Annotated in this window: 26 protein-coding genes; 8 read left to right on the top strand and 18 right to left on the bottom strand. The window is 68.1% G+C overall.

Going from position 1 to position 25,970, the window contains the following annotated elements; genetic code table 11:
* Nucleotides 1-8: 8 nt before the first annotated feature.
* From qcrC to AC1VNH_RS00920, 5 genes are all read left to right on the top strand, one after another.
* Nucleotides 9-812 carry a cytochrome bc1 complex diheme cytochrome c subunit gene (gene qcrC, locus AC1VNH_RS00940; RefSeq protein WP_483109494.1) on the top strand — a complete coding sequence of 268 codons (804 nt, stop codon included), beginning with the start codon at nt 9-11 and terminating at the stop codon, nt 810-812.
* Nucleotides 813-849: 37 nt separating this feature from the next.
* Nucleotides 850-1,929, top strand: coding sequence for a cytochrome bc1 complex Rieske iron-sulfur subunit (qcrA, locus tag AC1VNH_RS00935; protein ID WP_483109493.1), 1,080 nt, complete (start codon nt 850-852; stop codon nt 1,927-1,929).
* A 44-nt stretch (nt 1,930-1,973) separates the two neighbouring features.
* Entirely contained in the window at nt 1,974-3,758 is a 1,785-nt protein-coding gene (gene qcrB / locus AC1VNH_RS00930; protein ID WP_483109492.1) for a cytochrome bc1 complex cytochrome b subunit, read from the top strand.
* Nucleotides 3,759-3,874: 116 nt separating this feature from the next.
* Nucleotides 3,875-5,053, top strand: a complete 1,179-nt coding sequence (gene hpxO, locus AC1VNH_RS00925) for an FAD-dependent urate hydroxylase HpxO (protein ID WP_483109491.1) — start codon at nt 3,875-3,877, stop codon at nt 5,051-5,053.
* Nucleotides 5,054-5,125: 72 nt separating this feature from the next.
* Nucleotides 5,126-5,533, top strand: coding sequence for a rhodanese-like domain-containing protein (locus tag AC1VNH_RS00920; RefSeq protein WP_483109490.1), 408 nt, complete (start codon nt 5,126-5,128; stop codon nt 5,531-5,533).
* A gap of 11 nt (nt 5,534-5,544) precedes the next feature.
* Here AC1VNH_RS00920 and AC1VNH_RS00915 read toward each other — a convergent pair whose 3' ends face one another.
* The 6 genes from AC1VNH_RS00915 to AC1VNH_RS00890 all read right to left on the bottom strand — a co-directional run bounded on the left by AC1VNH_RS00915 (nt 5,545) and on the right by AC1VNH_RS00890 (nt 11,456).
* On the bottom strand, nt 5,545-6,336 hold the full coding sequence (locus AC1VNH_RS00915) for a PP2C family protein-serine/threonine phosphatase (RefSeq protein WP_483109489.1): 792 nt from the start codon (nt 6,334-6,336) through the stop codon (nt 5,545-5,547).
* Nucleotides 6,337-6,339: 3 nt separating this feature from the next.
* On the bottom strand, nt 6,340-6,774 hold the full coding sequence (gene ctaF / locus AC1VNH_RS00910) for an aa3-type cytochrome oxidase subunit IV (protein ID WP_137416753.1): 435 nt from the start codon (nt 6,772-6,774) through the stop codon (nt 6,340-6,342).
* Nucleotides 6,775-8,535: an aa3-type cytochrome oxidase subunit I gene (ctaD, locus tag AC1VNH_RS00905; RefSeq protein WP_137416752.1), complete on the bottom strand. Its 1,761-nt coding sequence runs from the start codon at nt 8,533-8,535 to the stop codon at nt 6,775-6,777.
* A 2-nt stretch (nt 8,536-8,537) separates the two neighbouring features.
* Nucleotides 8,538-9,431, bottom strand: a complete 894-nt coding sequence (gene ctaC, locus AC1VNH_RS00900) for an aa3-type cytochrome oxidase subunit II (protein ID WP_483109488.1) — start codon at nt 9,429-9,431, stop codon at nt 8,538-8,540.
* Between the two features lie 154 nt (nt 9,432-9,585).
* Nucleotides 9,586-9,951 (bottom strand): iron-sulfur cluster insertion protein ErpA, encoded by a 366-nt coding sequence (gene erpA / locus AC1VNH_RS00895; RefSeq protein ID WP_243228071.1) that lies wholly within the window; start codon nt 9,949-9,951, stop codon nt 9,586-9,588.
* Between the two features lie 113 nt (nt 9,952-10,064).
* A complete protein-coding gene (locus tag AC1VNH_RS00890) occupies nt 10,065-11,456 on the bottom strand; it encodes a M20/M25/M40 family metallo-hydrolase (RefSeq protein ID WP_483109487.1) in 1,392 nt (463 codons plus the stop codon).
* Nucleotides 11,457-11,504: 48 nt separating this feature from the next.
* On the opposite strand from AC1VNH_RS00890, the gene AC1VNH_RS00885 reads away from it, so the two are divergent.
* Complete coding sequence (locus tag AC1VNH_RS00885; protein ID WP_344227777.1) at nt 11,505-12,071, top strand: DUF3043 domain-containing protein; 567 nt, start codon at nt 11,505-11,507, stop codon at nt 12,069-12,071.
* Nucleotides 12,072-12,119: 48 nt separating this feature from the next.
* Here AC1VNH_RS00885 and AC1VNH_RS00880 read toward each other — a convergent pair whose 3' ends face one another.
* The 5 genes from AC1VNH_RS00880 to dnaE form a co-directional block, all read right to left on the bottom strand.
* Nucleotides 12,120-13,157 (bottom strand): quinone-dependent dihydroorotate dehydrogenase, encoded by a 1,038-nt coding sequence (locus AC1VNH_RS00880; RefSeq protein ID WP_483109486.1) that lies wholly within the window; start codon nt 13,155-13,157, stop codon nt 12,120-12,122.
* A 42-nt stretch (nt 13,158-13,199) separates the two neighbouring features.
* Entirely contained in the window at nt 13,200-13,685 is a 486-nt protein-coding gene (gene nrdR / locus AC1VNH_RS00875; RefSeq protein ID WP_243228075.1) for a transcriptional regulator NrdR, read from the bottom strand.
* Nucleotides 13,686-13,697: 12 nt separating this feature from the next.
* Nucleotides 13,698-14,999, bottom strand: a complete 1,302-nt coding sequence (gene hisD / locus AC1VNH_RS00870; protein WP_483109485.1) for a histidinol dehydrogenase — start codon at nt 14,997-14,999, stop codon at nt 13,698-13,700.
* Between the two features lie 42 nt (nt 15,000-15,041).
* Nucleotides 15,042-16,043, bottom strand: a complete 1,002-nt coding sequence (locus AC1VNH_RS00865) for a hypothetical protein (protein WP_483109484.1) — start codon at nt 16,041-16,043, stop codon at nt 15,042-15,044.
* Between the two features lie 86 nt (nt 16,044-16,129).
* Complete coding sequence (dnaE, locus tag AC1VNH_RS00860) at nt 16,130-19,600, bottom strand: DNA polymerase III subunit alpha (protein ID WP_483112668.1); 3,471 nt, start codon at nt 19,598-19,600, stop codon at nt 16,130-16,132.
* A gap of 110 nt (nt 19,601-19,710) precedes the next feature.
* On the opposite strand from dnaE, the gene AC1VNH_RS00855 reads away from it, so the two are divergent.
* Together AC1VNH_RS00855 and AC1VNH_RS00850 are read left to right on the top strand one after the other, a co-directional pair.
* Nucleotides 19,711-20,181, top strand: a complete 471-nt coding sequence (locus AC1VNH_RS00855) for an NUDIX hydrolase (protein ID WP_483109483.1) — start codon at nt 19,711-19,713, stop codon at nt 20,179-20,181.
* The gene (locus AC1VNH_RS00850) at nt 20,181-20,786 is read left to right on the top strand and encodes a cyclodeaminase/cyclohydrolase family protein (protein WP_483109482.1); all 606 of its coding nucleotides are present in this window, start codon (nt 20,181-20,183) and stop codon (nt 20,784-20,786) included. The genes AC1VNH_RS00855 and AC1VNH_RS00850 overlap by 1 nt, the downstream gene beginning before the upstream one ends.
* A gap of 117 nt (nt 20,787-20,903) precedes the next feature.
* Here the strand turns inward: AC1VNH_RS00850 and AC1VNH_RS00845 are convergent, their stop codons facing one another.
* The 7 genes from AC1VNH_RS00845 to ftsZ all read right to left on the bottom strand — a co-directional run bounded on the left by AC1VNH_RS00845 (nt 20,904) and on the right by ftsZ (nt 25,926).
* Nucleotides 20,904-21,824 (bottom strand): RluA family pseudouridine synthase, encoded by a 921-nt coding sequence (locus AC1VNH_RS00845; protein ID WP_243228080.1) that lies wholly within the window; start codon nt 21,822-21,824, stop codon nt 20,904-20,906.
* Nucleotides 21,824-22,486, bottom strand: coding sequence for a signal peptidase II (gene lspA / locus AC1VNH_RS00840; RefSeq protein ID WP_483109481.1), 663 nt, complete (start codon nt 22,484-22,486; stop codon nt 21,824-21,826). Before lspA ends, AC1VNH_RS00845 begins: the two co-directional genes overlap by 1 nt.
* Before the next feature lie 8 nt (nt 22,487-22,494).
* Nucleotides 22,495-23,100, bottom strand: a complete 606-nt coding sequence (locus AC1VNH_RS00835) for a DivIVA domain-containing protein (RefSeq protein WP_483109480.1) — start codon at nt 23,098-23,100, stop codon at nt 22,495-22,497.
* A gap of 93 nt (nt 23,101-23,193) precedes the next feature.
* On the bottom strand, nt 23,194-23,493 hold the full coding sequence (locus AC1VNH_RS00830; protein ID WP_243228083.1) for a YggT family protein: 300 nt from the start codon (nt 23,491-23,493) through the stop codon (nt 23,194-23,196).
* A gap of 6 nt (nt 23,494-23,499) precedes the next feature.
* Complete coding sequence (locus AC1VNH_RS00825; protein ID WP_137416736.1) at nt 23,500-23,970, bottom strand: cell division protein SepF; 471 nt, start codon at nt 23,968-23,970, stop codon at nt 23,500-23,502.
* Between the two features lie 31 nt (nt 23,971-24,001).
* Nucleotides 24,002-24,691, bottom strand: a complete 690-nt coding sequence (locus AC1VNH_RS00820; protein ID WP_483109479.1) for a YggS family pyridoxal phosphate-dependent enzyme — start codon at nt 24,689-24,691, stop codon at nt 24,002-24,004.
* A gap of 65 nt (nt 24,692-24,756) precedes the next feature.
* Nucleotides 24,757-25,926 (bottom strand): cell division protein FtsZ, encoded by a 1,170-nt coding sequence (ftsZ, locus tag AC1VNH_RS00815; protein ID WP_483109478.1) that lies wholly within the window; start codon nt 25,924-25,926, stop codon nt 24,757-24,759.
* Nucleotides 25,927-25,970 lie beyond the last annotated feature (44 nt).

Here is a 25,970-nt window from a genome sequence, read left to right as displayed (position 1 = left end):
CCAGCACCATGGCACGTGAGAAGAAGCGGCGCACCTCCGGTCGTCGAAGCCCCCTGGCCGCCGCCGCCCTGATCGGCATCGGCCTCCTGATGACCGGCGGCATCTACGCCGGCGCATCCGCCGCGATGGCGGCGACCACCGAGACGCAGACCGCCGCGTCCCAGCTGACCGTCGAAGACGGCAAGAAGCTGTTCCAGGCGAACTGCGCCACCTGCCACGGCATGGACCTGCAGGGCACGCAGAACGGTCCCTCGCTGTACGGCGTCGGCGAGCTGTCCGTGCACTTCCAGGTCTCGACCGGCCGCATGCCGCTGCAGGCTCAGGCACCGCAGGCGCCGCAGAAGCCCGTCCAGTTCACCGACGAGCAGACCGAGGCGATCGCGAAGTTCGTCCAGTCGATCGCGCCCGGCCCGACCTACCCGTCGGCGGAGGTCCTCGACGGCGAAGGCGACGTCTCGGCCGGAGCGGAGCTCTTCCGCATCAACTGCGCCATGTGCCACAACGTCGCCGGTGCCGGTGGTGCACTGACAGAGGGCAAGTACGCCCCCGACCTGCACACGACCAGCGCGCTGAACATGTACGCGGCCATGGTGACCGGCCCGCAGAACATGCCGGTGTTCAACGACATGAACCTCACCCCCGAGGACAAGCGCGACATCATCTCGGCCCTGCTGTACATGCAGAACACCGAGTCCCCCGGTGGCTTCTCGCTCGGCTCTCTCGGCCCCGTCTCGGAGGGCCTGTTCATCTGGATCTTCGGCATCGGCACGCTGATCGCCATCACGGTGTGGATCACCGCGAAGTCCAACTGATCTTTTTGACGAACTGACGGAACGTACGAGGAGCACCATGGCACACGAGGACGACGCGCTCGAGCACGAGAGGGCTTCCTGGAAGCCCTCCAGCGGGCTCGCCGTGACGGTGTCCGACCCGGTGAACAACCCCGGTCTGCCGCCCCACCGCGAGCGCGTGACCGACAAGGACCCCGCCGCGATGAAGCGCGCCGTCCGCACCGTGTACACGCTGTTCTACCTGTCGGTGGCGGCATCCGTGTGGGCCGTCGTCGCCTACATGGTCTTCCCCATCGAGAGCGGCTCCATCGCCGCCATCCGCGACAACAACCTCTTCATCGGACTCGGCATCGCCTTCGCGCTGCTGGCCATCGGCGTGGGCGCGATCCACTGGTCGAAGGCGATCATGTCCGACAAGGAGTTCATCGAGCCGCGTCACGCGACCCGGGGTCGTGACACCACCCGCGAGGCGGTTGTCGAGGCCCTGACCGTCGCCAACGAGGAGTCCGGATTCGGGCGCCGCGCGATGATCCGCAACTCGCTGTTCGCCGCTCTCGTCGCCTCCGTCGTGCCCGGCGTCGTCCTCTTCCGTGGCCTCGCTCCGGAGTCGAGCCCCGACAACCCCTACGCGGGTGACCCGGTGCACCTGCTCAGCAACACGATGTGGAAGAAGGGCATGCGCCTCGCGCACGACCCCAGCGGTCGCCCGATCAAGGCATCGGATGTGACCCTCGGCTCCGCGTTCCACGTCATCCCCGAAGAACTCGCCTCCCTCAGCCACCACGATGGCTACCTCGAGGAGAAGGCGAAGGCCATCGTCCTGCTCATGCGCATGCCGCAGGACGTGCTCATCGAGGCCGAGGACCGCAAGGACTGGTCGTACGACGGCATCGTCGCGTACTCCAAGGTCTGCACCCATGTCGGATGCCCCGTGGCCCTCTACGAGCAGCAGACGCACCACCTCCTCTGCCCCTGCCACCAGTCGCAGTTCGACGTCTCCGACGGCGCGAAGGTCATCTTCGGCCCGGCCGCGCGTCCGCTGCCGCAGTTGCCCATCGCGGTCGACGACGAGGGCTACCTCGTCGCCCGCAGTGACTTCACCGAGCCCGTCGGTCCGAGCTTCTGGGAGCGCCATTGAGCACCGCAACCCACCCCACGGAGAACGTCACGACGGAACCCGCGATGCCTGCGAGCTCCTCGGAGCGCAGCAAGCCCCTCGGCGGCCGATTCGTCGGCGCCGCTGCGAACTATCTGGATGAGCGCACGAGCCTCTCGGGTCTCGTCAAGGAGCTCGGTCGCAAGATCTTCCCCGACCACTGGTCGTTCATGCTCGGCGAGATCGCCCTGTGGAGCTTCGTCGTCGTCCTGCTGTCCGGCACCTTCCTGACGTTCTTCTTCCAGGCGTCGATGGTCGAGACGCACTACTACGGTGCGTACGAGCCCATGCGCGGCATCGCGATGTCCGCCGCTCTCGAATCCGCATTGCACATCTCCTTCGATGTGCGCGGCGGCCTGCTCGTGCGCCAGATCCACCACTGGGCGGCGCTCGTGTTCGTCGCCGGCATCGGCGTGCACATGCTGCGCGTCTTCTTCACCGGCGCGTTCCGCAAGCCCCGCGAGCTGAACTGGGTCATCGGCTTCATCCTGTTCATCCTCGCGATGGCGGAGGGCTTCACCGGCTACTCCCTCCCCGACGACCTGCTCTCGGGTAACGGTCTGCGCATCATCGACGGCATGGTCAAGGGCATCCCGGTCGTCGGGACGTGGATCTCCTTCCTCCTCTTCGGCGGCGAGTTCCCCGGAACCGACATCGTCGGCCGTCTCTACACGTTGCACATCCTGCTGCTGCCGGCGATCCTGATCGCGCTGCTGGCACTGCACCTGGTGCTCATGATCATCAACAAGCACACCCAGTTCGCCGGCCCCGCCCGCACGAACAGCAACGTGGTGGGCTACCCGATGGTGCCCGTGTACGCGTCCAAGATGGGTGGCTTCTTCTTCCTGACCTTCGGTGTGATCGTTCTGATCGCCTCGCTGTTCACGATCAACCCGATCTGGAACTACGGCCCGTACGACCCCTCGCCCGTGTCGGCCGGTACGCAGCCGGACTGGTACATCGGGTTCGCCGACGGCGCGCTGCGCCTCGTCCCGCCGCACCTGGAGTTCGTCTTCCTCGACCGCACCTGGTCGTGGAACATCCTCCTGCCGCTGCTCATCCTGGGCCTGTTCATCGTCCTCGTGCTGATCTACCCCTTCATCGAGGCGTGGATCACGGGTGACAAGCGCGAGCACCACATCGCGCAGCGTCCGCGCAACGCGCCGACCCGCACGGCCATCGGCGCCGCGGGCGTCACGTTCTACGCGGTTCTCTGGGCCGCGGCTTCGTCGGACATCATCGCGACGCACTTCCATCTGACGATGGAAGGCGTGATCCACACCCTGCAGGCTCTGCTCATCGTCGGCCCGATCATCGCCTACTTCGTCACGAAGCGCCTGTGCATCGCGCTGCAGAAGAAGGATCGCGAGATCGCGCTGCACGGCTACGAGTCCGGCCGCATCGTGCGCCTGCCCGGCGGTGAGTACATCGAGGTGCACCAGCCCGTCGACGAGTACGAGCGCTGGAAGCTGGTGGACTTCGAGGTCAACGAGCCGCTGGTCGTGCGCCCCAACGCGCAGGGCCGCATCCCGTGGCACGAGAACATGCGTGCATCGCTGTCCCGCTGGTTCTTCGAGGACCGTCTGACCCCGGTCACGCGGGCCGAGGTGGATGCGGCCCTGGCGCATCAGCACCACGAGCTCGACCACATCGACGCCGAGGAGACGGCAGAGCTCGAGGGCGCCGCCGAGCGCGCCGCCGCCGAGGGTCGCCCGACCGTCGCCCTGCACGACAAGGCAGAGGTCGAGATCCCCGCGCCGAAGTTCCTCGAGGGCGCAGAGAAGCCCGAAACAGACGACGACAAGAAGTAGTCGCGTTCTGATGGAGAGAGGGCCCCGATCCGCGGATCGGGGCCCTCTCTCCATCTGCGCTCATCGATGTTGGTGTCTGTAACATTCCCGTGACAGCGCCTCGCTAGCGTGACGATGTGCGAGTCATCATCATCGGAGCAGGCATCGGCGGAACGAGCGCGGCGATCGCGCTCGCCCGGCTCGGCCATGACGTTCACGTCTACGACCAGATCCGCGAGAACCGCCCCGTGGGTGCGGCGCTCTCGCTCTGGCCCAACGGCGTCAAGGTCCTGAACTGGCTCGGCCTCGGCGACGAGGTGGCCGCTCTCGGCGGGCGCATGGACTACATGGCCTACGTCGACGGGCTCGCCGGAGACGAGATGTGCCGCTTCAGTCTCGACCCCGTCACCCAGCAGACGGGCCAGCGCGCGTACCCGGTCGCCCGCGCCGACCTCCAGGCATTGCTCATGGACACGGTCGGTGGCGACCGCATCCACCTCGGGATGCGGATGACGGGTATCTCCGAGGCGGACGACGAGGTCACCGTCGCGTTCGAGGACGGCAGCACCGCACAGGCCGATCTGGTCATCGGAGCAGATGGGGCGCGCTCACTCACCCGCGAGTATGTGTTGCGTGCGTCCACGGAACGTCGATACTCGGGATACACGAACTTCAACGGCCTCGTTCCGGTCGATGCCCGCATTTCCCCCACCGACCAGTGGACGACGTACGTGGGCGAGGGCAAGCGCGTGTCGGTGATGCCCGTCGCGGGCGATCGCTTCTACTTCTTCTTCGACGTCCCGCAGCCCTCGGGGCTCCCCTACGACCGTAGCGAGGGCGTCGCGCCGCTGCGTGAGGCGTTCGCCGGATGGACGGAGGGAGTGCAGATCCTGCTCGATGCGATCGATCCGGCGACGTCGCTCAATCGCGTCGAGATCTGGGACATCGATCCCTTCCACACGTGGACGCGCGGTCGCGTCGTCCTGCTCGGGGACTCCGCGCACAACACCGCTCCCGACATCGGCCAGGGCGCCTGCTCGGCCCTCGAGGACAGCTTCGTGCTCGGCCTCGTCTTCGCGACCACGACCCTCGGAGTCCCGGACGCCCTGCGGCGGTACGAGGCTGCGCGCACGGCTCGGGCCGGCGACCTCGTGCTCAGGGCGCGTAAGCGGGCCGCCGAGACCCACGGCTTCGACCCGGAGACCACGGCCGCATGGTATGCGGGGCTGCGCCAGGAGACCGGGGAGAACGTCATCCGCGGAATCGTGGGCAACATCGTCGACAGCCCCGTCACGATCGGTGGTCTCCTGACCTGACAGGCAGGATCCCGCCGGTCCACGGCCGTTCTGACTACTGCCCGCCGGCCTCAGGATGCCTAGAGTCGCAGCATGCAGGATGCACGCAGCTACTTCTCTTCCAAGCTCGCCCACGAGACCGACGCCTCCGACGTCTTCGCCGCGCAGCGTGCCGGTGAGGAGCTCGTCCTCATCGATGTGCGCAGCGCAGCCGCGTGGGATCAGGGCCACATTCCCGGCGCCATCCACCTTCCGTACCGCGAAATCGCGGAGCGCGCCGCCGAACTCGTTCCGCACGGCTCCGCTGTCGTCGTGTACTGCTGGAGCCCCGGATGCAACGCGGGCGCGAAGGGTGCTCTCGCCTTCACCGAGGCAGGCTACGCGGTCAAGGAGATGATCGGCGGGTACGAGTACTGGGTGCGCGAGGGATATCCCGCTGAGGACGCCTCGGGGCCTCTCCCGCGCCACCGCGACCCGCTCGTGTCGATCGTCGCACCCTGAGGCGCCGGCGTTCAGGCGGAGACGTCCAGGTTCTCCTGGAAGAGCTCACCCGCCGAGCCGCTGAACGTGGCGGGCTCCGCCGCGGCGTCGCCATCGAGGACGTCGCAGACCACGGCGGTGACGTTGTCGCGTGAGCCGCTGTCGAGAGCGAGCGCCACGAGGGCCGCAGCGGCATCCGCAACGCCACGGTGGCGGAGCAGTGTCAACCCGATCTCCTCGTCGTCCAGGTAGTCGCTGACCCCGTCGCTGCACAGCAGCCAACGATCACCGATCACCGAGTCGCGCTCCGCGATGGAAACGACGTCCTCCTCACCGCCGCCGAGCGAGGCCGTGATGATGTTGCGTCGGGGGTGCGAGGCCGCGGCTTCGGGCGTCAGAAGACCGCTGTCGACGAGTGCCTGCACGTACGAATCGTCGCGGGTCTCGCGGCGCAGCTGCGCGTGTCGGAGAAGGTATGCGCGGGAGTCGCCGGTGTGAGCCAGCAGCAGGCGGTCCTCGGGTGCGACGAAGACCCCGGTGAAGGTCGTCGCCATCCCCTGCAGCGACGGATCACGCTGCACGTGGGCACGCAGATCCCAGTTCGCTTCACGGATCTGTACGAGCAGCTGCTCCGCATCCGTCGCCGCGAGGGGCGAAGGCACGAGCCGGTGCACGAAGGCTGCGGAAGCGAGATCTCCCGAGGGCCCTCCCCCGACACCGTCGGCGACAGCAGCCCCCCAGGACGCGGTGAAGGCCGCATCCTGGTTGGACGTGCGATATCGGCCGATGTCGGAGACGGCGGCCGCGTTGAGCCTGATCGGCACGGATCAGTGCGCGAAGTACCCGCGGTAGTACTCGTACACCCAGCCGACGATGGCCACGGCGAAGATGCCGAGACCGATCGGGAGCATCCAGGTGCCGACCGCGAGACCGATCGCCGCCACGGCGGCGGAGGCTGCGAGAACGAGCGGCCACCACGACCAGGGGCTGAACTCGCCGAGCTCAGGATCGCCGTCGTCGATGTCGGCCGTCAGCGTGTCCTCGGGGAGCTCACCCTGCTGGGCCTTGTAGACGCGGTGCGTGTAGAACCCGATCATGAGCGCCATGAAGGCACCGAACAGCAGAGCGACCGAGCCGACCCACTCGATGGCGTTGTGCCAAGCGAGATCGGGGTGGGCGAGGATGTTCCAGCCGGTGTAGACGACGTCGATGAAGACGAAGAACCCGACCAGGATCCACCACAGGTTGATGTTGGTGCGCACTTACTTGACCTCTCCGTCGGCCGCATCGACGACCGGGGCGTCAGGGGCATCCTTCGCGGGTCCCACACCCACCGGCACGGCTGCCTCGGGATGGTTCAGATCGAAGGCGGGACGCTCGGAGCGGATGCGCGGGATGGACGTGAAGTTGTGGCGCGGGGGCGGGCAGCTCGTGGCCCACTCCAGCGATCCGCCGTAGCCCCAGGGGTCGTTGACGGTGACCTTGGGCGCCGTGCGCGCGGTGATCCAGACGTTCAGCAGGAACGGGATGACCGATGCTGCCAAGATCATGGAGCCGATGGTCGACACCTGGTTCTGCCACGTCCAGCCGTCCGCCGACGAGTAGTCCGCGTAACGGCGGACCATGCCGTCGACACCCAGCCAGTGCTGGATGAGGAAGGTCATGTGGAAGCCGATGAACAGGATCCAGAAGTGGATGTAGCCCAGACGCTCGTTGAGCATCTTGCCGGTCCACTTCGGCCACCAGAAGTAGAAGCCGGCGAACATCGCGAACACGACGGTGCCGAAGACGACGTAGTGGAAGTGCGCGACGACGAAGTACGAGTCGCTCAGTGCGAAATCGAGCGGCGGCGAAGCGAGGATGACGCCGGTCAGACCACCGAAGACGAACGACACCAGGAAGCCGAGGGAGAAGACCATCGGCGTCTCGAACGTCACCGACCCTCGCCACATCGTTCCGATCCAGTTGAAGATCTTCACGCCGGTCGGAACCGCGATGAGCATCGTCATGAAGGCGAAGAACGGCAGCAGCACTGCGCCCGTCACGTACATGTGGTGTGCCCAGACCGCGACCGACAGCACGGCGATGGCGATGGTCGCGTAGATCAGCGTCTTGTATCCGAAGATCGGCTTGCGACTGAAGACCGGGAAGATCTCCGACACGATGCCGAAGAACGGCAGCGCGATGATGTAGACCTCCGGGTGACCGAAGAACCAGAACAGGTGCTGCCACAGCAGCACGCCGCCGTTGTGGGGGTCGTAGATGTGGGCGCCGAGCACGCGGTCCGCGGCAGCAGCGAAGATCGCTGCGGCCAGAACCGGGAACGCGAGCAGGATCAGGATGCTCGTGACCAGCGTGTTCCACGAGAAGATCGGCATGCGCCACATGGTCATACCGGGGGCGCGCATGGTGACGATCGTCGTGATGAAGTTCACCGCGCCGAGGATCGTTCCGAAGCCCGAGATACCGAGGCCCAGCATCCAGAGGTTTCCGCCGGCGCCCGGGGTGAAGGATGCGCTCGCCAGCGGCTGATACGCGAACCAGCCGAAGGATGCGGCGCCCGCCGGCGTGAGGAATCCGGCGACGGCGATCGTGGAACCGAAGAGGAACAGCCAGAAGGCGAACGCGTTCAGTCGCGGGAACGCCACGTCCGGAGCACCGATCTGCAGCGGCAGGATCGCGTTCGCGAAGCCCGCGAACAGCGGCGTCGCGAACATGAGCAGCATGATCGTGCCGTGCATCGTGAACAGCTGGTTGTACTGCTCTTTGGTCGGGATGATCTGCATCCCGGGCTCGAACAGTTCGGCGCGGATGATCAGCGCCATCACGCCGCCCAGCAGGAAGAACAGGAACGACGCGATCAGGTACATGTACCCGATGGTCTTGTGGTCAGTGGAGGTGATCCACTTGACGATGATGTTGCCCTTCTGCTCGATCCGCGAGGAGCTCAGCAGAGCGGCCTGGCGCGGCGGCAGGGTCGTGGGGCGGGAAGGCGCTTCCTGAAGCGGGACTGTCGTCGCCATGATCACTCGTCTCCCTTGGCGGTTGCGCCGGTGCCCGGCAGGTTGCCCAGTCGGTCGTAGGCGTCCTGGATGTCGCCGGTCTGACCCTTGTCGCGGAGGCTCTCGAGGTACTGCTCGTACTCGGCGTCGCTGACGACCTTGACGTTGAAGAGCATCATCGAGTGGTACTCGCCGCACAGCTCCGCGCACTTGCCGGCGTACGTGCCCTCACGGGTCGGCGTGAACGACCAGTAATTGTCACGGCCGATGTACATGTCCTTCTTGTAGAGGAAGTCGATAATCCAGAAGGAATGGATGACATCGCGGGACTCGAGCTTGATCTTGACGCTCTTGTCGACGGGCAGGTACAGCGTCGGCAGCTGCGACTGGTCGACGTTGCCCGCGGCGTCGGTCTGGGCCTGGATGCCCATGGACCAGACGGCGTCGTCGCCGGAGGCCTCCTCGCCGTTGTACTGGAAGTCCCATGCCCACTGCTTGCCGATCGCGACGATCGACACGTCGGGGTTCTCGGTCTGGGTCTCGAGAGTCGCCTGGTCGCGCGCGGTGAAGGCGAAGAAGCCGACCACGAGGATCAGCGGCACGATCGTGTAGAAGATCTCGATCGGCATGTTGTAACGCAGCTGGACCGGCAGGCCGGACTGGCCGCGGCGACGACGGTAGGCGATCATCGCCCAGAGCATCAGACCCCACGTGATCACGCCGACGGCGAGCAGGACGATCCAGGAGTTGACCCACAGCCCGGCGACCATGTCGGTGTGGTTCGTCGCGGCCTGGCCGTCTTCGGTGAACCCGGGAAGGAAGCCGTGCAACTGGGTCGGGCTGCATCCGGCGAGGATGGCAGCCGTCGCGATCCCCAGCGGAAGAACGGCTAGTCGGATTCGACGTTTCGAAGGCACGGTGCACCTTTCCAGGTCACGAATAAAGCTTCCTTCAGTCTAGAGCAAGCTCACACCTGATTCAGGCCACGCGTTCAGCCCCAAACGACGAATCGGCGCGTCCGGATCGCGTGAAAGCGAGCCTGGACGCGCCGACTCTCGGCGTGTCGCGGGGTCAGTGGAAGCTGTCGCCGCAGGCGCAGGATCCGGCTGCGTTGGGGTTGTCGATGGTGAACCCCTGCTCCGAGATCGTGTCCTTGAAGTCGATCTTCGCGCCGTCCAGGTAGGGGACGCTCATGTCGTCCACGACGACCTCGACACCGTCGAAGTCGACCGTCTGGTCGCCCTCGAGCAGGCGCTCGTCGAAGTACAGCTGATAGATCAGCCCGCTGCATCCCCCGGGCTGCACGGCGACGCGCAGACGCAGATCGTCGCGGCCCTCCTGCTCGAGCAGGTTCTTCACCTTTGCGGCGGCGTCGTCGGTGAGGGCCACGCCGTGTGCGCGGGCCGTCGCTTCATTCGACAGGGCGGTGTCGGTCATGACTCTCCTCGTGTACTGCTCGGTACGGTCTGATGACGTCGGATGCGGGGCGGAGCGCCCGCAGCGGGACGGATCACGCCGATTCTACGCCGCCGAGTCGCGGTGAGGGCGGTTCAGCGCCGTTCGTTCAACGACTCCAGCAACGCCGCCTCGGCCAGCACCGCGTGACGGAAGGTGTCGAGGTGCAGGGACTCGTTCGGGCTGTGCGCCCGGGAATGCGGATCCTCCACGCCCGTCACCAGGATCTGCGCTCCGGGGAACTGCTCCACGAGATCCGCAATGAACGGGATGGACCCGCCCACACCGACGTCGACAGGGTCGACCCCGTAACCGGTGGCCAGGCTCGCCCGAGCCACCTCGACGGCCCAGCCCTCGGTGTCGACGAGGAAGCCGTCGCCGAGATCGATGTCGGAGAAGGTCAGCTCGGCGCCGAACGGGGCGCGCCGGCGCAGGTGGTCCTCGATCGCGGCATACGCCTCGCGCGCCGACTGTCCGGGAGCGACGCGCGCGCTCACCACGACCGAGATCTCCGGCGCCAACGTGTTGGATGCGGCGGCGACGCTCGTCGCGTCGATGCCCGTCACCGTCACCGACGGCTTGTTCCAGATGCGCGACAGGATCGTGCCCCGACCGATCGGGGTGACGCCGGACGGAAGACCCGCCTCGGAACGCAGCGTCTGCTCGGTGTAGTCCGGGGTCGGAGCGTCGCGCTCGGCGAGACCTTCGACGGCCACGGCGCCGTCGTCGTCCCACAGCGTCGCGAGCAGCTTGATGGCGGCCATCGTGGCGTCGGGCACGGCGCCGCCGAACATCCCCGAGTGCGAGGCGTGCTCGAGCGTGCGCACGGTGAGCGTGAAGCGGGCGTTGCCGCGGAGCGAGACCGTCAGCGCGGGAGTGACCGCATCCCAGTTGCCCGAGTCGGCGACGACGATCACGTCGGAGCGCAACTGATCGCGATGGTCGGAGAGGAACTGCGCGAAGGAGCGCGAGCCGTACTCCTCCTCCCCCTCGATGAACAGGGCGATGCCGAGTGTCAGGTCGTCGCCGTACACCTCGTGGATCGCACGCAGCGCGGCGATGTGCGCCATGACACCGGCCTTGTCGTCCGCCGCGCCGCGACCGTACAGACGCCCGTCGCGCACCGTGGGCTCGAAGGGCGGCGTCTCCCAGAGAGCGTCGTCTCCGGGCGGCTGCACGTCGTGATGCGCATACAGGAGCACGGTCGGCGCGCCCTCGCGCGCAGCGCGCGTGGCGAGGATGGCGGGCTGACCGACCTCGTCCGTGCCCGGCACGGCCGAGCGGGCGATCTCCACGGAATCGAAGATGCCGATCCCCTCGGCGAGAGCGGCGATCGCCTCGGCGCTGCGCACGAGCGCCTCCTGGTCGAAAGCGGGCCACGCGATCGAGGGGATGCGCACGAGCGCACCCAGATCGGCGAGGGCGACGGGGATGCCGGCGGCGGCCGCTTCGTGAACGGCCCCGTTCCTGGGATTCTCGGAGGTCATGCGGGTAATCTTAAGGCGCACCCCTCCCCCGTTCTTTTGAGGACCATCGTGGCCAAGACCTCTGCCGACTCCGCCGCGCACGACGCGCCGAGCACCCCGACGACGGGCAAGGGGCGCGCGACGCCCACCCGCGCCGAGCGAGAGGCCGCGCGAAAGCGCCCCCTCGTCGCCGACACCAAGGAGGCCAAGGCCCGCGCGCGCGCCGAGCTGCGAGAGCGGCAGGAGAAGGCGCGTATCGGCATGGCCAACGGCGACGACCGCTACCTGCAGGCCCGCGACAAGGGTCCGCAGCGCCGATTCGTCCGCGACTGGGTGGACTCCACGTGGCACGTGGCTGAACTCGTGATGCCGATCATGGTTGCGGTCCTCCTGCTCATGTTCGTCGGCATCCCGGCGATCCAGGTCTATGCGTACCTGGTCCTGTGGGCCTTCATCATCGTGGCCGTCCTCGACATGGTGATCACCGCGATCCGCGTCAAGCGCGCCGCGCGCGCGAAGTTCGGCGAGGATCGCATCGAGAAGGGACTGGGCTTCTACGGCGCCATGCGCACGGTCCAGATGCGCTTCATGCGCCTCCCCAAGCCTCAGGTGAAGCGCGGACAGCGTCCCGCCTGATCGAATCGACACAGCGGCCGGCCCCTCGGGACCGGCCGCTTTCGCGTGTCAGCGCACGCGGGAGGGCGCAGCGGCGAGGCCCCTGTTGATCTGCCTCGCCCAGAACGGTCCCCGGTACAGGAATCCGGTGTAGCCCTGCGTGAGCGTCGCGCCCGCATCCAACCGATCCTGAACATCCTGCGCCGTCTCGATGCCGCCGGCCGCGATGACGCAGAAGTCCGACGGGACCTCCTCGCGGACGATCCGCAGCGCCTGGATCGCACGCTCGCGCAGCGGAGCACCCGACAGCCCTCCGGCTCCCGCAGCCTCGACGATCTGGGGAGCGGTGCGCAGCCCCTCGCGGGAGATCGTGGTGTTGGTGGCGATGACCCCGTCGAGCCCCAGCTCCACCGCGAGACGTGCCACGGCGCGGATGCCGTCGTCGGAGAGGTCGGGAGCGAACTTGACCAGGAGGGGCGTCGCACCGGATGCAGCGCGCACCGCTTCGAGCAACGGCCGGAGCGTATCGATCTCCTGCAGTCCCCGGAGCCCCGGCGTGTTGGGCGAGGACACGTTGACGACCAGGTAGTCCGCCAGGGGCGCGAGCAGGCGCGCGCTGCGGACGTAGTCGTCCACGGCGTCGGCCACATCGACGATGCGACTCTTGCCGATGTTGACGCCCAGGACGGGCCGGCTGCGCCGTCGGCGCAGCCGCCGCAGACGCGCAGCCGCCGCATCCGCACCGGCGTTGTTGAAGCCCATGCGATTGATGACGGCGCGGTCGGGGATCAAACGGAACAGACGCGGGCGGGGGTTCCCCTCTTGCGGCACGGCCGTCACGGTGCCCACCTCGACGTGGCCGAAGCCGAGCGCGTACAGACCGGCGGCGGCGACCGCGTTCTTGTCGAATCCCGCGGCGACGCCGAAGGGCGAGTCGAACTGCAGCCCGAGGGCGCGAACCCTCATCTGCGGCGCGGGGCGCGTCAGCGCGCGAGCGAGCGGCGTGAGCGGGCGGACCCCCAGCGCCCGGATGATGAGCATGGCGGCGTGGTGCGCCGTCTCGGGATCCATGCGGGACAGGACGCGGCGAAAGAGCAGGTCATACATCGACAGCCAGGCTATCGCTGCCGCGCGCGGCCTCGTGCACCGTCAGTCGGTCGTAGCCTCCGACGCGGCGGCTGCGCGCAGCTCGTGATCGGCGCGCAGCTGCGCGATCGACGACTCGAAGTCCTCCAGCGACTCGAACGCCTGATAGACGCTCGCGAACCGCAGGTAGGCGACCTCGTCGAGTTCGCGCAACGGATCGAGGATCGCCAGCCCGATCTCGTTCGTGTCGATCTGCGAGCTACCGGTGCGTCGCAGGATCTCCTCCACGCGCTGCGCGAGCAGCGCCAGATCGCCGTCGGTGACCGGACGCCCCTGGCATGCCTTGCGCACGCCGGAGACGACCTTGTCGCGGCTGAAGGGTTCGATGACGCCGGATCGCTTGATGACGTTCAGGCTCGCCGTCTCGACGGTCGAGAAACGTCCGCCGCACTCGGGGCATTGACGACGGCGGCGGATGCTGAGTCCGTCATCGGTGGTGCGGGAGTCGATGACGCGGGAATCGGGATGGCGGCAGAACGGGCAATGCATGACCAGGCCAGATTAGTCCTCGAAACGGGCCTCGACGGCCTCGCCGTGTGCCGGGAGGGCTTCGGCGCGGGCGAGCGTGACGATCGCGTCCCGCACGTCGGCGAGGGCGGCACGGTCGTACTCGATGACCTGCTGCGGGCGCAGGAACGTCGATGCCGACAGTCCCGACGCGTACCGCGCCTGACCGCCGGTGGGCAGCACGTGGTTGCTGCCGGCCAGATAGTCGCCGAGACTGACGGGCGCGTGATCGCCGACGAAGACGGCCCCCGCGTTGACGAAATCGTCGACACGGGGCTCGGACAGATGGATCTCGAGGTGCTCGGGCGCGTAGGCGTTGCTGAACGCGATCGCCTGGTCGACGTCGTCGACGAGCACGATCGCCGACTGCGGACCGGACAGCGCCGCGGCGACCCGCTCTGCGTGGCGGGTACGCGGCTGGCGGATGGTGAGCTCGGCGCTGACCCGATCGGCGAGTTCGACGGACGGGGTGACCAGCACTGCGGAGGCCTGCTCGTCGTGCTCGGCCTGGCTGATGAGATCCGCCGCAACGAGCGCGGGCCGAGCGGAGTCGTCGGCGACGATGAGGATCTCTGTCGCGCCGGCCTCCGCATCCGTCCCGACGAGTCCCGCCACGGCGCGCTTGGCCGCAGCGACGAAATTGTTGCCGGGCCCCGTGACCACGTCGACCGGGTCGAGGTCGAGGGAGGGCACGCCGTAGGCGAGGGCACCGATCGCACCGGCCCCGCCCATCGCGTAGACCTCGTCGACCCCCAGCAGCCTGGCCGCCGCGAGGATCACGGGGTGGATGCGACCGCCGAACTCGCGCTGCGGCGGTGACGCGAGCGCCACAACCGACACGCCTGCGACTTGTGCGGGCACGACGTTCATGACGACGCTGGAGGGGTACACCGCCTTGCCGCCGGGCACGTACACGCCGACGCGTCGAACCGGCTGCCAGCGCTGAACGACCCGCGCGCCGGGGGCGAGCTCGGTCGTGGTGGGCGGCGGCACCTGAGCCGCAGAGGCTGCCCGTACGCGGACGATCGCCTCGTCGAGCGCCGCGCGCACCTCGGGCGCGAGCGTTGCGAGAGCCTCGTCGAGGTGCGACGCCGGTACGCGCAGCGAGTAGTCCGTGACGCCGTCGAAACGCTCCGCCTGCTCGCGCAGCGCCTGCTCGCCGCGCGCGGCGACATCATGGACGATCTGCGCCGCTGCCGTCAGAGCCGCTTCGCGCGCCATCTCCGCGCGCGGGACGGCGGCCAGGAGCTCGCTCGCGGAGAGCGTGCGACCGCGCAGGTCGATCGTCTGAAGCATCCCTTCAGGCTACCGTCTCGAGCATCCGGTTCCGTGCGTTTCTCAGCCGCGCGTAACCCCGGACACGTCGTGCAGGTAGCCGATGCGACCGTCCTCGTGGCGCACCACGAAGACCTCTCCGCGATCCTCGATGACCAGGGCCCACGCCGTGGAGTCCACCCGGAAGATCGGCACGCCCATCTCGTCGAGCACCTCGCGCTCCTCGGGCACGAGCGCCCAGAACGCCTGGGACACCGCGATCTGCTCGGTGGCGGGTTCTGCCGCCGGGGTGAAGCCCTGATCGTAGGCGGCGGTCTGCGCGTGGGGATCGGCGTACACGTCGCCGGTGGTGGCGAACAGCACGGCGGCCTCATCGTGAGCGGGCTCGGCTGTCTGCGCGGACTGCGTCCACCCTGCCTCGGAGTGTGCCACCGGGTACGTCGCGGCGGGCGCAGCGGTGTGGGCGACGGGCGCCGGCGCCGGGCGCTGCGCGACGGGGCGGGCACCCCGCGCGACGCGGTGGGCGACGGTCTCCGCGCGGTACTCGAAGTCGTCCTTGAGGCCCGGGATGAAGGGGGCCATCGCCGTGAAGACGACGCCGGCGGCCATGAACACGAGCTCGACCCAGTGCACCCAGCTGCCGAGGCCAGGAAGCGCGAAGGACTCCCAGACCATCTGCACCCACACCACCGCTGAGACGGCGAAAGCGACGGAGGCGAACTGGTCGATGCCGAGCGAGCCCACCCGCCGGATGCCCTGGGGCGAGAGCCGGCGCAGCACGATCAGGAACACCGCCACCGTGGGCACGCCGATCGTCAGCACCCACGCGATGCCCATCGTCCACACCGAGACGGGTGCGTAGTAGCTGAGGGAGAAGAAGGAGACGATGAACGCGAGGGCCCAGATCCCAAGGAGCACGACCTCGCGGATCGAGAACGGCCACACGCCATACTGCGGAGGCGCCGCCTGCTCGTCGTCGTCGTCTTCGAACGCGTCGAACTGGTCGTCCTCCACGGCGTCGACGAAGTCGTCGTCACCGGTCACGACGGGGTTCTCATCGGTCATGTCGCATCCTCTCGGCGCGGGCAGGGGAAAGAGCGAGTCGATCCTAACGGCGGCGGCTATGAGCGGTCATAGCTTCCACAGGGCGGTCATCCCAGGCAGCTCGGACCGAGCAGACCCTTGAGGTCGCCGAACAGGTCCGCGCTGATCGTGACCGGATGCGGCACCTCGAACACCTTCGCGGTGCCCGCCCGGTGCAGTTTTAGAGTCACCTCGGTCTCGCCCGGGTGGCGGTGCAGGACGGCGGCCAACTCCTCCACGACGGACTGGGTCGCCTTCTGCTCCGGAACCACGAGGACGAGAGCGGACGTGGCATCCACGGCTCCCAGATCCGGGCTGAAGCAGCTCTGGGCGTGCAGGTTCAGACCGTCGTCGCGGCGCGACACGCGTCCGCGCACGACCAGGATCGAATCCGCCTGCAGCACCGACTGGAACTCCGTGTAAGTGCGACCCATGAACATCACGGTGACCTCGCCGTTGAAGTCCTCGACGGTGATCATGCCGTACGGATTTCCGCTCTGCTTCGCCACACGGTGCTGCACGCTGGTGACCAGGCCCGCCACCGTGACCTGATCGCCGTCCTGCACGCTCTCCGAGGACAGCAGGTCATGGATCGAGGTCGAGGCGTGCTTGGCGAGCGGGATCTCGAGACCGGCGAGCGGATGGTCGGACACGTAGAGCCCCAGCATCTCCCGCTCGAAGGCCAGCTTGTCCTTCTTCGTCCACTCCGGACGGTCCGGGACCTTCGAGACCTGCTGCGGCTCGTCGTCGCCCCACAGGCTGTCGAAGTCGAACCCGACCTCACCGTTGGCCTCGCGGCGCTTGTCGAGGACCGCCTGCTCCGTCGCATCCTCGTGGATCTCCAGCAGCGCGCGCCGCGTGTGGCCCATGGAGTCGAACGCACCCGCCTTGATGAGCGACTCGACGGTGCGCTTGTTCGCGACGTGCATCGGAACCTTCGCGAGGAAGTCGTGGAAGGAGGCGAACCCTTCCTTCTCACGGGAGGTGACGATCCCGTCCACGACGTTCGAGCCGACGTTGCGCACCGCTCCGAGGCCGAAGCGGATGTCGTCGCCGACGGCCGCGAAGAAGTTGATCGACTCCCCCACATCCGGCGGCAGCACCCTGATCCCCATGCGACGGCACTCGTTCAGGTAGATCGCCATCTTGTCTTTGGAGTCGCCGACGCTGGTCAGCAGCGCTGCCATGTACTCGGCGGGGTAGTGCGCCTTCAGGTAGGCGGTCCAGTACGACACCAGCCCGTATGCCGCCGAGTGCGCCTTGTTGAAGGCGTAGTCGGAGAAGGGCAGCAGGATGTCCCACAGCGCCTTGATCGCGCCGTCGCCGAACCCGCGCTCCTTCATCCCGCCCGAGAAGCCCTCGTACTGCTTGTCGAGCTCGGACTTCTTCTTCTTTCCCATCGCGCGGCGCAGGATGTCTGCTTGACCGAGCGAGAACCCAGCCACCTTCTGCGCGATCGCCATGACCTGCTCCTGATAGATGATCAGGCCGTAGGTCGTGTCGAGGATGTCTCGCAGGGGTTCCTCGAGCTCGGGATGGATCGGGGTGATCGGCTGCAGCCCGTTCTTGCGGAGGGCATAGTTCGTGTGGGAGTTCGCCCCCATGGGACCCGGGCGGTACAGCGCGATGACGGCCGAGATGTCTTCGAAGTTATCGGGCTTCATGAGCCGCAGGAGCGAGCGCATGGGGCCGCCGTCGAGCTGGAACACCCCGAGCGTGTCGCCGCGGGTCAGCAGGTCGTAAGCGGGTCGATCGTCCAGTTCGAGATGCTCGAGGTCGAGCTCCTCGCCGCGGTTGCTGCGGATGTTGTCGAGCGCGTCGGAGATGATCGTGAGGTTTCGCAACCCCAGGAAGTCCATCTTGATCAGCCCGAGCGTCTCGCACGACGGGTAGTCGAACTGCGTGACGATCTGGCCGTCCTGCTCACGACGCATGATCGGGATGATGTCCAGCAGCGGCTCCGACGACATGATGACGCCGGCCGCGTGCACGCCCCACTGGCGCTTCAGGCCCTCCAGGCCCAGCGCGCGGTCGAAGACGGTCTTGGCCTCAGGGTCGCTCTCGATGAGCGCACGGAACTCGCTGGCCTCCTTGTACCGCGGGTGTTCCTTGTTGAACATGCCGCCGAGCTCCATGTCCTTGCCCATGACCGCCGGCGGCATGGCTTTGGTGAGCTTCTCCCCCATGGAGAACGGGAAGCCGAGCACGCGGCCCGCATCCTTCAGCGCCTGCTTGGACTTGATCGTGCCGTACGTCACGATCTGGGCGACGCGCTCCGAGCCGTACTTCTCGGTGACGTAGTCGATCACCTCACCGCGGCGACGGTCGTCGAAGTCGACGTCGAAGTCGGGCATGGAGACGCGGTCGGGGTTCAGGAAGCGCTCGAAGATGAGGCCGTGCTCGAGGGGGTCGAGGTCGGTGATCTTCATCGCGTACGCGACCATGGATCCGGCACCGGAGCCGCGGCCGGGGCCGACGCGGATGCCGTTGTCCTTCGCCCAGTTGATGAAGTCGGCGACCACGAGGAAGTAGCCGGGGAACCCCATCTGCAAGATGATGCCGGTCTCGTACTCGGCCTGCTTGCGCACCTTGTCGGGGATCCCCTGCGGGTAGCGGTAGTGCAGCCCCTTCTCGACCTCTTTGACCAGCCAGCTGTCCTCGGTCTCGCCGTCGGGCACGGGGAAGCGCGGCATGTAGTTGGCCGAGGTGTTGAACTCCACCTCGCAGCGCTCCGCGATCAGCAGCGTGTTGTCGCACGCCTCCGGGTGGTCGCGGAAGAGCTGACGCATCTCCTGCGCGGTCTTGATGTAGTAGCCATCGCCGTCGAACTTGAAGCGGTTGGGGTCGTCCAGCGTGGATCCCGACTGCACGCACAGCAGCGCCTCGTGCGCGTCCGCCTCGTGCTGGTGCGTGTAGTGCGAGTCGTTCGTCGCGACGAGCGGGATGTCGAGGTCCTTCGCCAATCGGATGAGGTCGCTCATGACCCGCCGCTCGATCGAGAGCCCGTGGTCCATGATCTCGGCGAAGTAGTTCTCCTTGCCGAAGATGTCCTGGAACTCCGCCGCCGCCGCCCGCGCCGCGTCGTACTGTCCCAGACGCAGGCGCGTCTGCACCTCACCCGACGGGCAGCCCGTCGTCGCGATGAGCCCCTTGCCGTAGGTCTGTAGGAGCTCGCGGTCCATGCGCGGCTTGAAGTAGTACCCCTCCATGCTCGACAGCGAGCTCAGCCGGAAGAGGTTGTGCATGCCCTCGGTGGTCTGACTCCACATCGTCATGTGGGTGTACGCACCGGAGCCTGAGACGTCGTCGCTCTTCTGGTCAGGCGATCCCCAGGCGACACGCGACTTGTCACTGCGGTGCGTTCCCGGGGTCACGTAGGCCTCGAGACCGATGATCGGCTTCACGCCGGCGCCCTGCGCGGCACGGTAGAACTCGAACGCCGCGAACGTGTTCCCGTGGTCGGTGACGGCGATCGCCGGCATCCCGTACTCGGACGCCGCCTGCGTCATCGCGCCGATCTTGGCGGCGCCGTCGAGCATCGAGTACTCGCTGTGCACATGGAGGTGAACGAAGGAGTCTGCCACCTGTCCAGGGTACGCGGCCCTCCGACATCGGACGCCCGATCGGCCCCGTCGACTAGCGTTGCGGCATGGCCACCCCCGAGTTCATCCTCGAACTGCGCCGCATGGTCGGCACGCATCCGCTCACCCTCACCGGCGTCACGGCGGTGATCGTGCACGAGCGACGCATCCTGCTGGGACGGCGCAGCGACAACGGCGCGCTCACGCCGATCACGGGCATCGTCGACCCGCACGAGGAGCCCGCCGACGCCGCGCGCCGGGAGGCCGAAGAGGAGGCGGGAGTCCGCATCCGCGTCGACCGCCTGGCCTGGGTGCACCAGATCCCGCGCGTGGTCTACGCGAACGGCGACCAGACCGACTACCTCGACCTCACCTTCCGGTGCGCGTGGCTCGAGGGTGAGCCCTACCCCGCCGACGGCGAGATGACCGAGGTGGGCTGGTATCCGCTCGACGACCTGTCGGGTCTGGATGACGAGATGCGCGCGCGCGTCGCCGCGGCTCTCGAGGACGGCCCGACACGCTTCGCCGGCGGCCGTTGATGGTGACCGCCGCATTGACCGGGCACACGCTCAGCGCCTTCCTCGAGGGCCTGCGCCGCCCGACCGGCAATCCCGGCGGCGGCGCCGCGGGCGGGGTCGTGGCGGCGGTCGGCGCGGCGCTGGGGACGATGGTGTGCGCCTACACGCCCGACGAACCTCGTGCGCGCGAACGCGCGCTCGCCCTCGACCTGCTGGGCGATCGGCTCGTGGCGGCGGCCGCGACCGATGCCGACGCCTCGGAGATGCTGGGCGCCGCGCTTGCGCTGCCCGATTCTCCGGACCGCTCGCCGGCGGTGTTCGCCGCCGCGACGGACGCCTGCGCCGCATCCGCTGCTCTCGGCGACCTGTCCCTCGCGCTGGCCCGGGAGGTGCGGGAGGTGGCGGATGTGGGCAACCGTCACCTGATGTCGGATCTGGCGGTCGCGGCCGACATCACGGCCGCGGGCCTGGGCGCGGCCGCGACGAACCTCCGAGGCGGGCTCACGCTGGCCGCCGCGCACGGCGACGCCACCGCACTCGAGGCCGCGTACCGTGCGCTGGTCGGCGCGCTGCTGACGTCCCGCGTCGAGACCCGCGCGCTGGCCGACCGCCTCGGCGAACCCTGACCCCTCCCCCGGTCTCCTCTCCGCGAGACTGCATTTCCCGCACGAGATCACGGGTAAATACCGTGATCTCGTGAAGGGGATGCAGTCTCGCGGGTAAGAAGGCGGGGAAAGCGCGGATCAGTCGCGGCGGAGGATCGCGAGGGCCGCGGCGAGATCCGGCGCGTACTCGGAGGTGAAGGTGACCCATTCGCCGGTCAGCGGATGCGTGAACGAGAGCTCACGCGCGTGGAGCCACTGTCGCGTGAGGCCCAGGCGGGCGGACATCGTCGGGTCGGCACCGTAGAGCGGGTCGCCCACGCACGGATGCCGGTGCGCAGCCATGTGCACCCGGATCTGGTGGGTGCGGCCGGTCTCGAGGTGCACCTCGAGCAAGGACGCGCCGGGGAACGCCTCCAGCGTCTCGTAGTGCGTCACCGAATCCTTGCCCTCGGGGCGCACCGCGAACTTCCACGAGTGCGACGGATGTCGCCCGATCGGCGCATCGATCGTGCCGGCGAGGGGGTCGGGGTGCCCCTGCACGACGGTGTGATAGATCTTCTCGACCTCGCGCTCCTTGAACGCGCGCTTGAGCGCGGTGTAGGCGCTCTCGGTCTTCGCGACGACCATCAGCCCGCTGGTGCCCACATCCAGCCGATGAACGACCCCCTGTCGCTCGGCGGCACCGGTGGTCGCGATCCGATAGCCGCCGGCGGCGAGGGCGCCGAGCACGGTGGGGCCGTCCCACCCGAGCGAGGGATGCGCCGCCACACCGGAAGGCTTGTCGACCACCACGATGTCGTCGTCGTCATGGACGATGCCGAGATCCGGCACCTCCACCGGAACGACCTCGGGCTCGCGCTTGGGCTCCCAGCTCACCGAAAGCCAGCCGCCGGCACGCAGGCGGTCCGAACGCCCGACGACCCGGCCGTCGAGCTCGACGCCGTCGGCGTCGGCGATCTCCGCGGCGAACGTCCGCGAGAAACCGAGCATCTTGGCGAGGGCAGCGTCGACACGGACGCCGTCGAGCCCATCGGGGACGGGCAGACTGCGCGACTCCATCAGCTCTCGCGGCGACCGTCGTCCACCGCCGGCGGAGCGCCCGCGTCGGGGTCTGCCGTGGGGAACAGCGGATCGCGCAACTCGCCGGTGCCCACGGGACTGGCGTCGCTGGCCGGAGCCGCATCGCCTGTCTGCGCGGAGGCGCTCGAACGACGCTCGCGCGTGCCGTCGAAGCGAAGGCCGACGAGCACGAGCAGCGCGACGGAGATCATCATCGTCACGATGAAGATGTCCGCGACGTTGTAGATCGCGGGCATCATCCAGGGCGTGGAGATGTAGTCGATCACATGGCCGACCGCGAAACCAGGCTCACGGAACAACCGGTCGGTGAGGTTGCCCAGAACACCGCCGAGCAGCAGCCCCAGCACGACCGCCCAGACCCGCGAACGGATGCGGCGAGCGATGACCACGATGGCCACGGCCACGGCCGCCATCGCGATGGTGAAGATCCAGGTCACGCCCTCGCCGAGCGAGAACGCCGCCCCCGGATTCCTCACGAGGTAGAAGATCAGAAAGTCCCCGACGATGGGGACCGGCTGCTCCGGAGGCAGCTCGGCGATCGCAAGGAGCTTTGCAAACTGGTCGGCGGCCAGCACCAGCACCGCGAGAGACGCGATGATGATGCCGGCCGCCGCCTGACGCAGGGGTCGTCGGTCCGACAAGGCCTTACTCAGAGACCGATGGCCGAGACCGGCGTGTTGGACGAGCCGCTGGGCGAGGTCTCGAGGTCGCGGAGCTTGCCCTCGATGAAGCTGCGCAGCTCGGCGCGGTAATCGCGCTCGAACTGGCGGAGCTCGGTGATGCGGGCCTCGAGCGCCTTGCGCTCCTTCTCCTGGCGAGCGATCTCGTCGCGACCCTTCGCCTCGGCCTCGGCGACGATCGTCGCGGCCTGGGCCTGAGCGTCGGCGATGAGCTGGTCGCGCTGAGCCTTGCCCTCGGCGACGTGCTCGTCGTGCAGGCGCTGCGCCAGCTCGATGATGCCGGCGGTGGCTGCGGCGCCCTCGGCGGGAGCCGGAGCCGCAGCGGGGACCGGGGCCGGGGCGGGCGCCTCGGCGACGGGCTCCTCGGCGACGGGCTCGGCGGCGGCGGGAGCCGAGGATGCGCCCGACTCGAGAGCCGCGACCTTCGCCTTCAGCTCGTCGTTCTCGGCAATGGTCTTGCGCCATTCGACGACGATCTCGTCGAGGAAGTCGTCGACCTCGTCCGGGTCGAAGCCCTCCTTGAACCGGACGTGCTGGAACTGCTTGGTGACGACGTCATCCGGAGTCAATGCCATGATGATTCCTCTTTCGGGGCGTGGCGGCGTGCCGATTTCAGGGGGATGATGCCCGCGGACGGGCCGCTCCAGCCAAGCATAGTCGGCCGTGAATCACCTTGCGAGGGAACCGGTGACCGACAGCAGGATGAAACAGAGCAGCATCGTCAGCGTGAAAGCGAAGTCGATCGCGATCGGGCCGACGCGCAGCGGGGGGATGAAACGACGGAACAGCTTGATGGGCGGATCCGTGACCGTGTAGACGAGCTCAGCGGCCACGAGACCCGCACCGCGCGGGCGCCATTCGCGATTGAAGATGGGGATGTAATCCAGCACCAACCGCGCGAACAGCACCAGCAGATAGATCAAGAGCAGGATGTTCGCGATCGAGGCGACGAGGCGGACGACCTCCACGACGCGTTACTGCTGTGCAGCGAACGGCGTCGCTTCGGGGTCAGCCTGCGCGACGGCACCGTCACCCGAGACGGCGACGTTCTCCGGCGAGAGCAGGAAGACCTTGCTCGTCACACGCTCGATGCGACCGTAGAGCCCCAGCGAGAGTCCGCTCGCGAAGTCGATGAGACGGCGCGCGTCGGCGTCGCTCATCTGCGACAGGTTGATGATGACCGGCACGCCCTCGCGGAAGTTCTCGGCGATGATCTGCGCATCGCGGTACTGCTTGGGGTGCACCGTGAGGATCTCGGTCACCGCACCGACGGACGGCTGACGGACGACCGCGGGGCGGTGGATGGGGGTCACGGGCGCGGCCTTCTCGACGACCTGCTCGGGCTTGCTGCGGCGCTCGCGCACCGGAGCAGGCTGCTCCTCGTAGACCTCTTCCTCGTCAGCGAGGCCCAGGTAGACCATGGTCTTCTTCAGCGGGTTCGACATCGCATCCTCCGTTTGCTCGTCCTCTTCGAGGCTAACCGTGTAGCGGGCGCGGACCCGTGATTGCCGACCCGATCCGCAGGTGTGTCGCGCCTGCGGCGATCGCTTCGACGAAATCGCCGGTCATCCCGGCGGAGATCCAGCTCGCCGCGGGCTCGATCCGGCGCACGCGCGCGGCATACTCGGCCACGCGGGCGAAGGCCGCTGCGGGATCCTCATCCAGAGGGGCCACCGCCATCACGCCGCGCAGGCGCAGCGTGTTGCAGCCGAGCACGTGCTCGACCAACGTCTCGAGGCCTTCCGGGGCGACCCCTCCGCGTCCGGGGTCGTCGGTGAGGTTGATCTGCACGAGCACGTCGAGCGCCGCGTCGCCCTCGCCTGCTGCGCGTTGCAGCGCGTCGGCGAGTCGCGCACGATCCACGGTGTGCACCGCGGATGCGGCGTCACGGATGGCCCGCGCTTTGTTCGTCTGGGCCTGACCGATGAAATGCCAGACGAGGTCCGCGAGCTCGGACGTCTCTTCACGCTTGGTCGTCAGCTCCTGCTGACGGTTCTCGCCCACCTCGCGCACGCCGAGGGCGTGCAGCTCGCGCACGAGCGACGCGGGATGGAACTTGGTCACCACGATCCGGGTGACGTCGTTCGCGTCCCGGCCCGCGGCCTTCGCCGCCTCCGCGATGCGCGCGTCGATCGATGCCAGACGGGATGCGAGCGTGTCGCCCACTCGTCCTCCAGGGGAATCGGCATGGGCGGGTCGCGGATGTCCGCGACCCGCCCATTGCGCGTGGCTTACTTCAGGAAGTCGGGGATGTCGAGGTCGTCGTCGCCGAAGGCGGAGTCGTACGAGGACGACTCCGAGACGCCTGCGGTGACCGGCACTGCCGGCGGCTCCTCAGCGGCGGGCACCGGGGTGGAAACTGCTTCCTCCGCGGCAACGGCCGGGGCGGCCGGGGTCGTGAGCGGGTTGACCGCGGGGCGCGTCGCCGTCACGGGCTCGAGCCGCGGGCTGGGCTCGCCGCCGTCGAATCCCGCGGCGATGACCGTCACGCGCACCTCGTCGCCGAGCGTGTCGTCGATGACCGTGCCGAAGATGATGTTCGCCTCGGGGTGCGCGGCCTCCTTGACCAGCTGCGCCGCATCGTTGATCTCGAAGATGCCGAGGTTGGAACCGCCCTGGATGGACAGCAGCACACCGTGCGCACCCTCGATCGAGGCTTCCAGCAGCGGCGACTCCACGGCCAGTTCGGCCGCTTTGATGGCGCGGTCGGCACCACGGGACGAGCCGATGCCCATGAGGGCGGAACCCGCTCCCTGCATGACGGACTTCACGTCCGCGAAGTCGAGGTTGATCAGCCCCGGAGTCGTGATGAGGTCCGTGATGCCCTGCACACCGGCGAGCAGCACCTGATCCGCCGTGGCGAAGGCCTCGATCATCGAGATGCCGCGGTCGCTGATCTCCAGGAGACGGTCGTTGGGGACGACGATGAGGGTGTCGACCTCTTCCTTCAGCTTGGCCACGCCGGCCTCGGCCTGGCTCTGGCGGCGGCGCCCCTCGAAGGAGAACGGCTTGGTGACGACACCGATGGTCAGCGCGCCGATCGACTTCGCGATGCGTGCGACCACGGGTGCGCCGCCCGTGCCGGTGCCACCGCCTTCACCGGCGGTCACGAAGACCATGTCGGCACCGGCCAGCGCCTCCTCGATCTCCTCGGCGTGATCCTCGGCGGCACGTCGGCCGACCTCGGGATCCGCTCCCGCTCCGAGACCGCGCGTGAGTTCGCGGCCGACGTCGAGCTTGACGTCCGCGTCGCTCATCAGCAGCGCCTGGGCGTCGGTGTTCACCGCGATGAACTCCACTCCGCGCAGACCCAGCTCGATCATCCGATTGACGGCGTTGACTCCACCGCCACCCACCCCGACGACCTTGATGACCGCGAGGTAGTTCTGGTTCTGGCTCATCCCAGCCCTTTCGTCTCGTTGAACCGACGTCCCTACCGAAGCGT

The sequence above is a fragment of the Microbacterium sp. KU4F genome (genome assembly GCF_056868075.1).
Note: the sequence above shows the minus strand (reverse complement) of the source record. Positions and strands in the feature narration are given on the sequence as shown.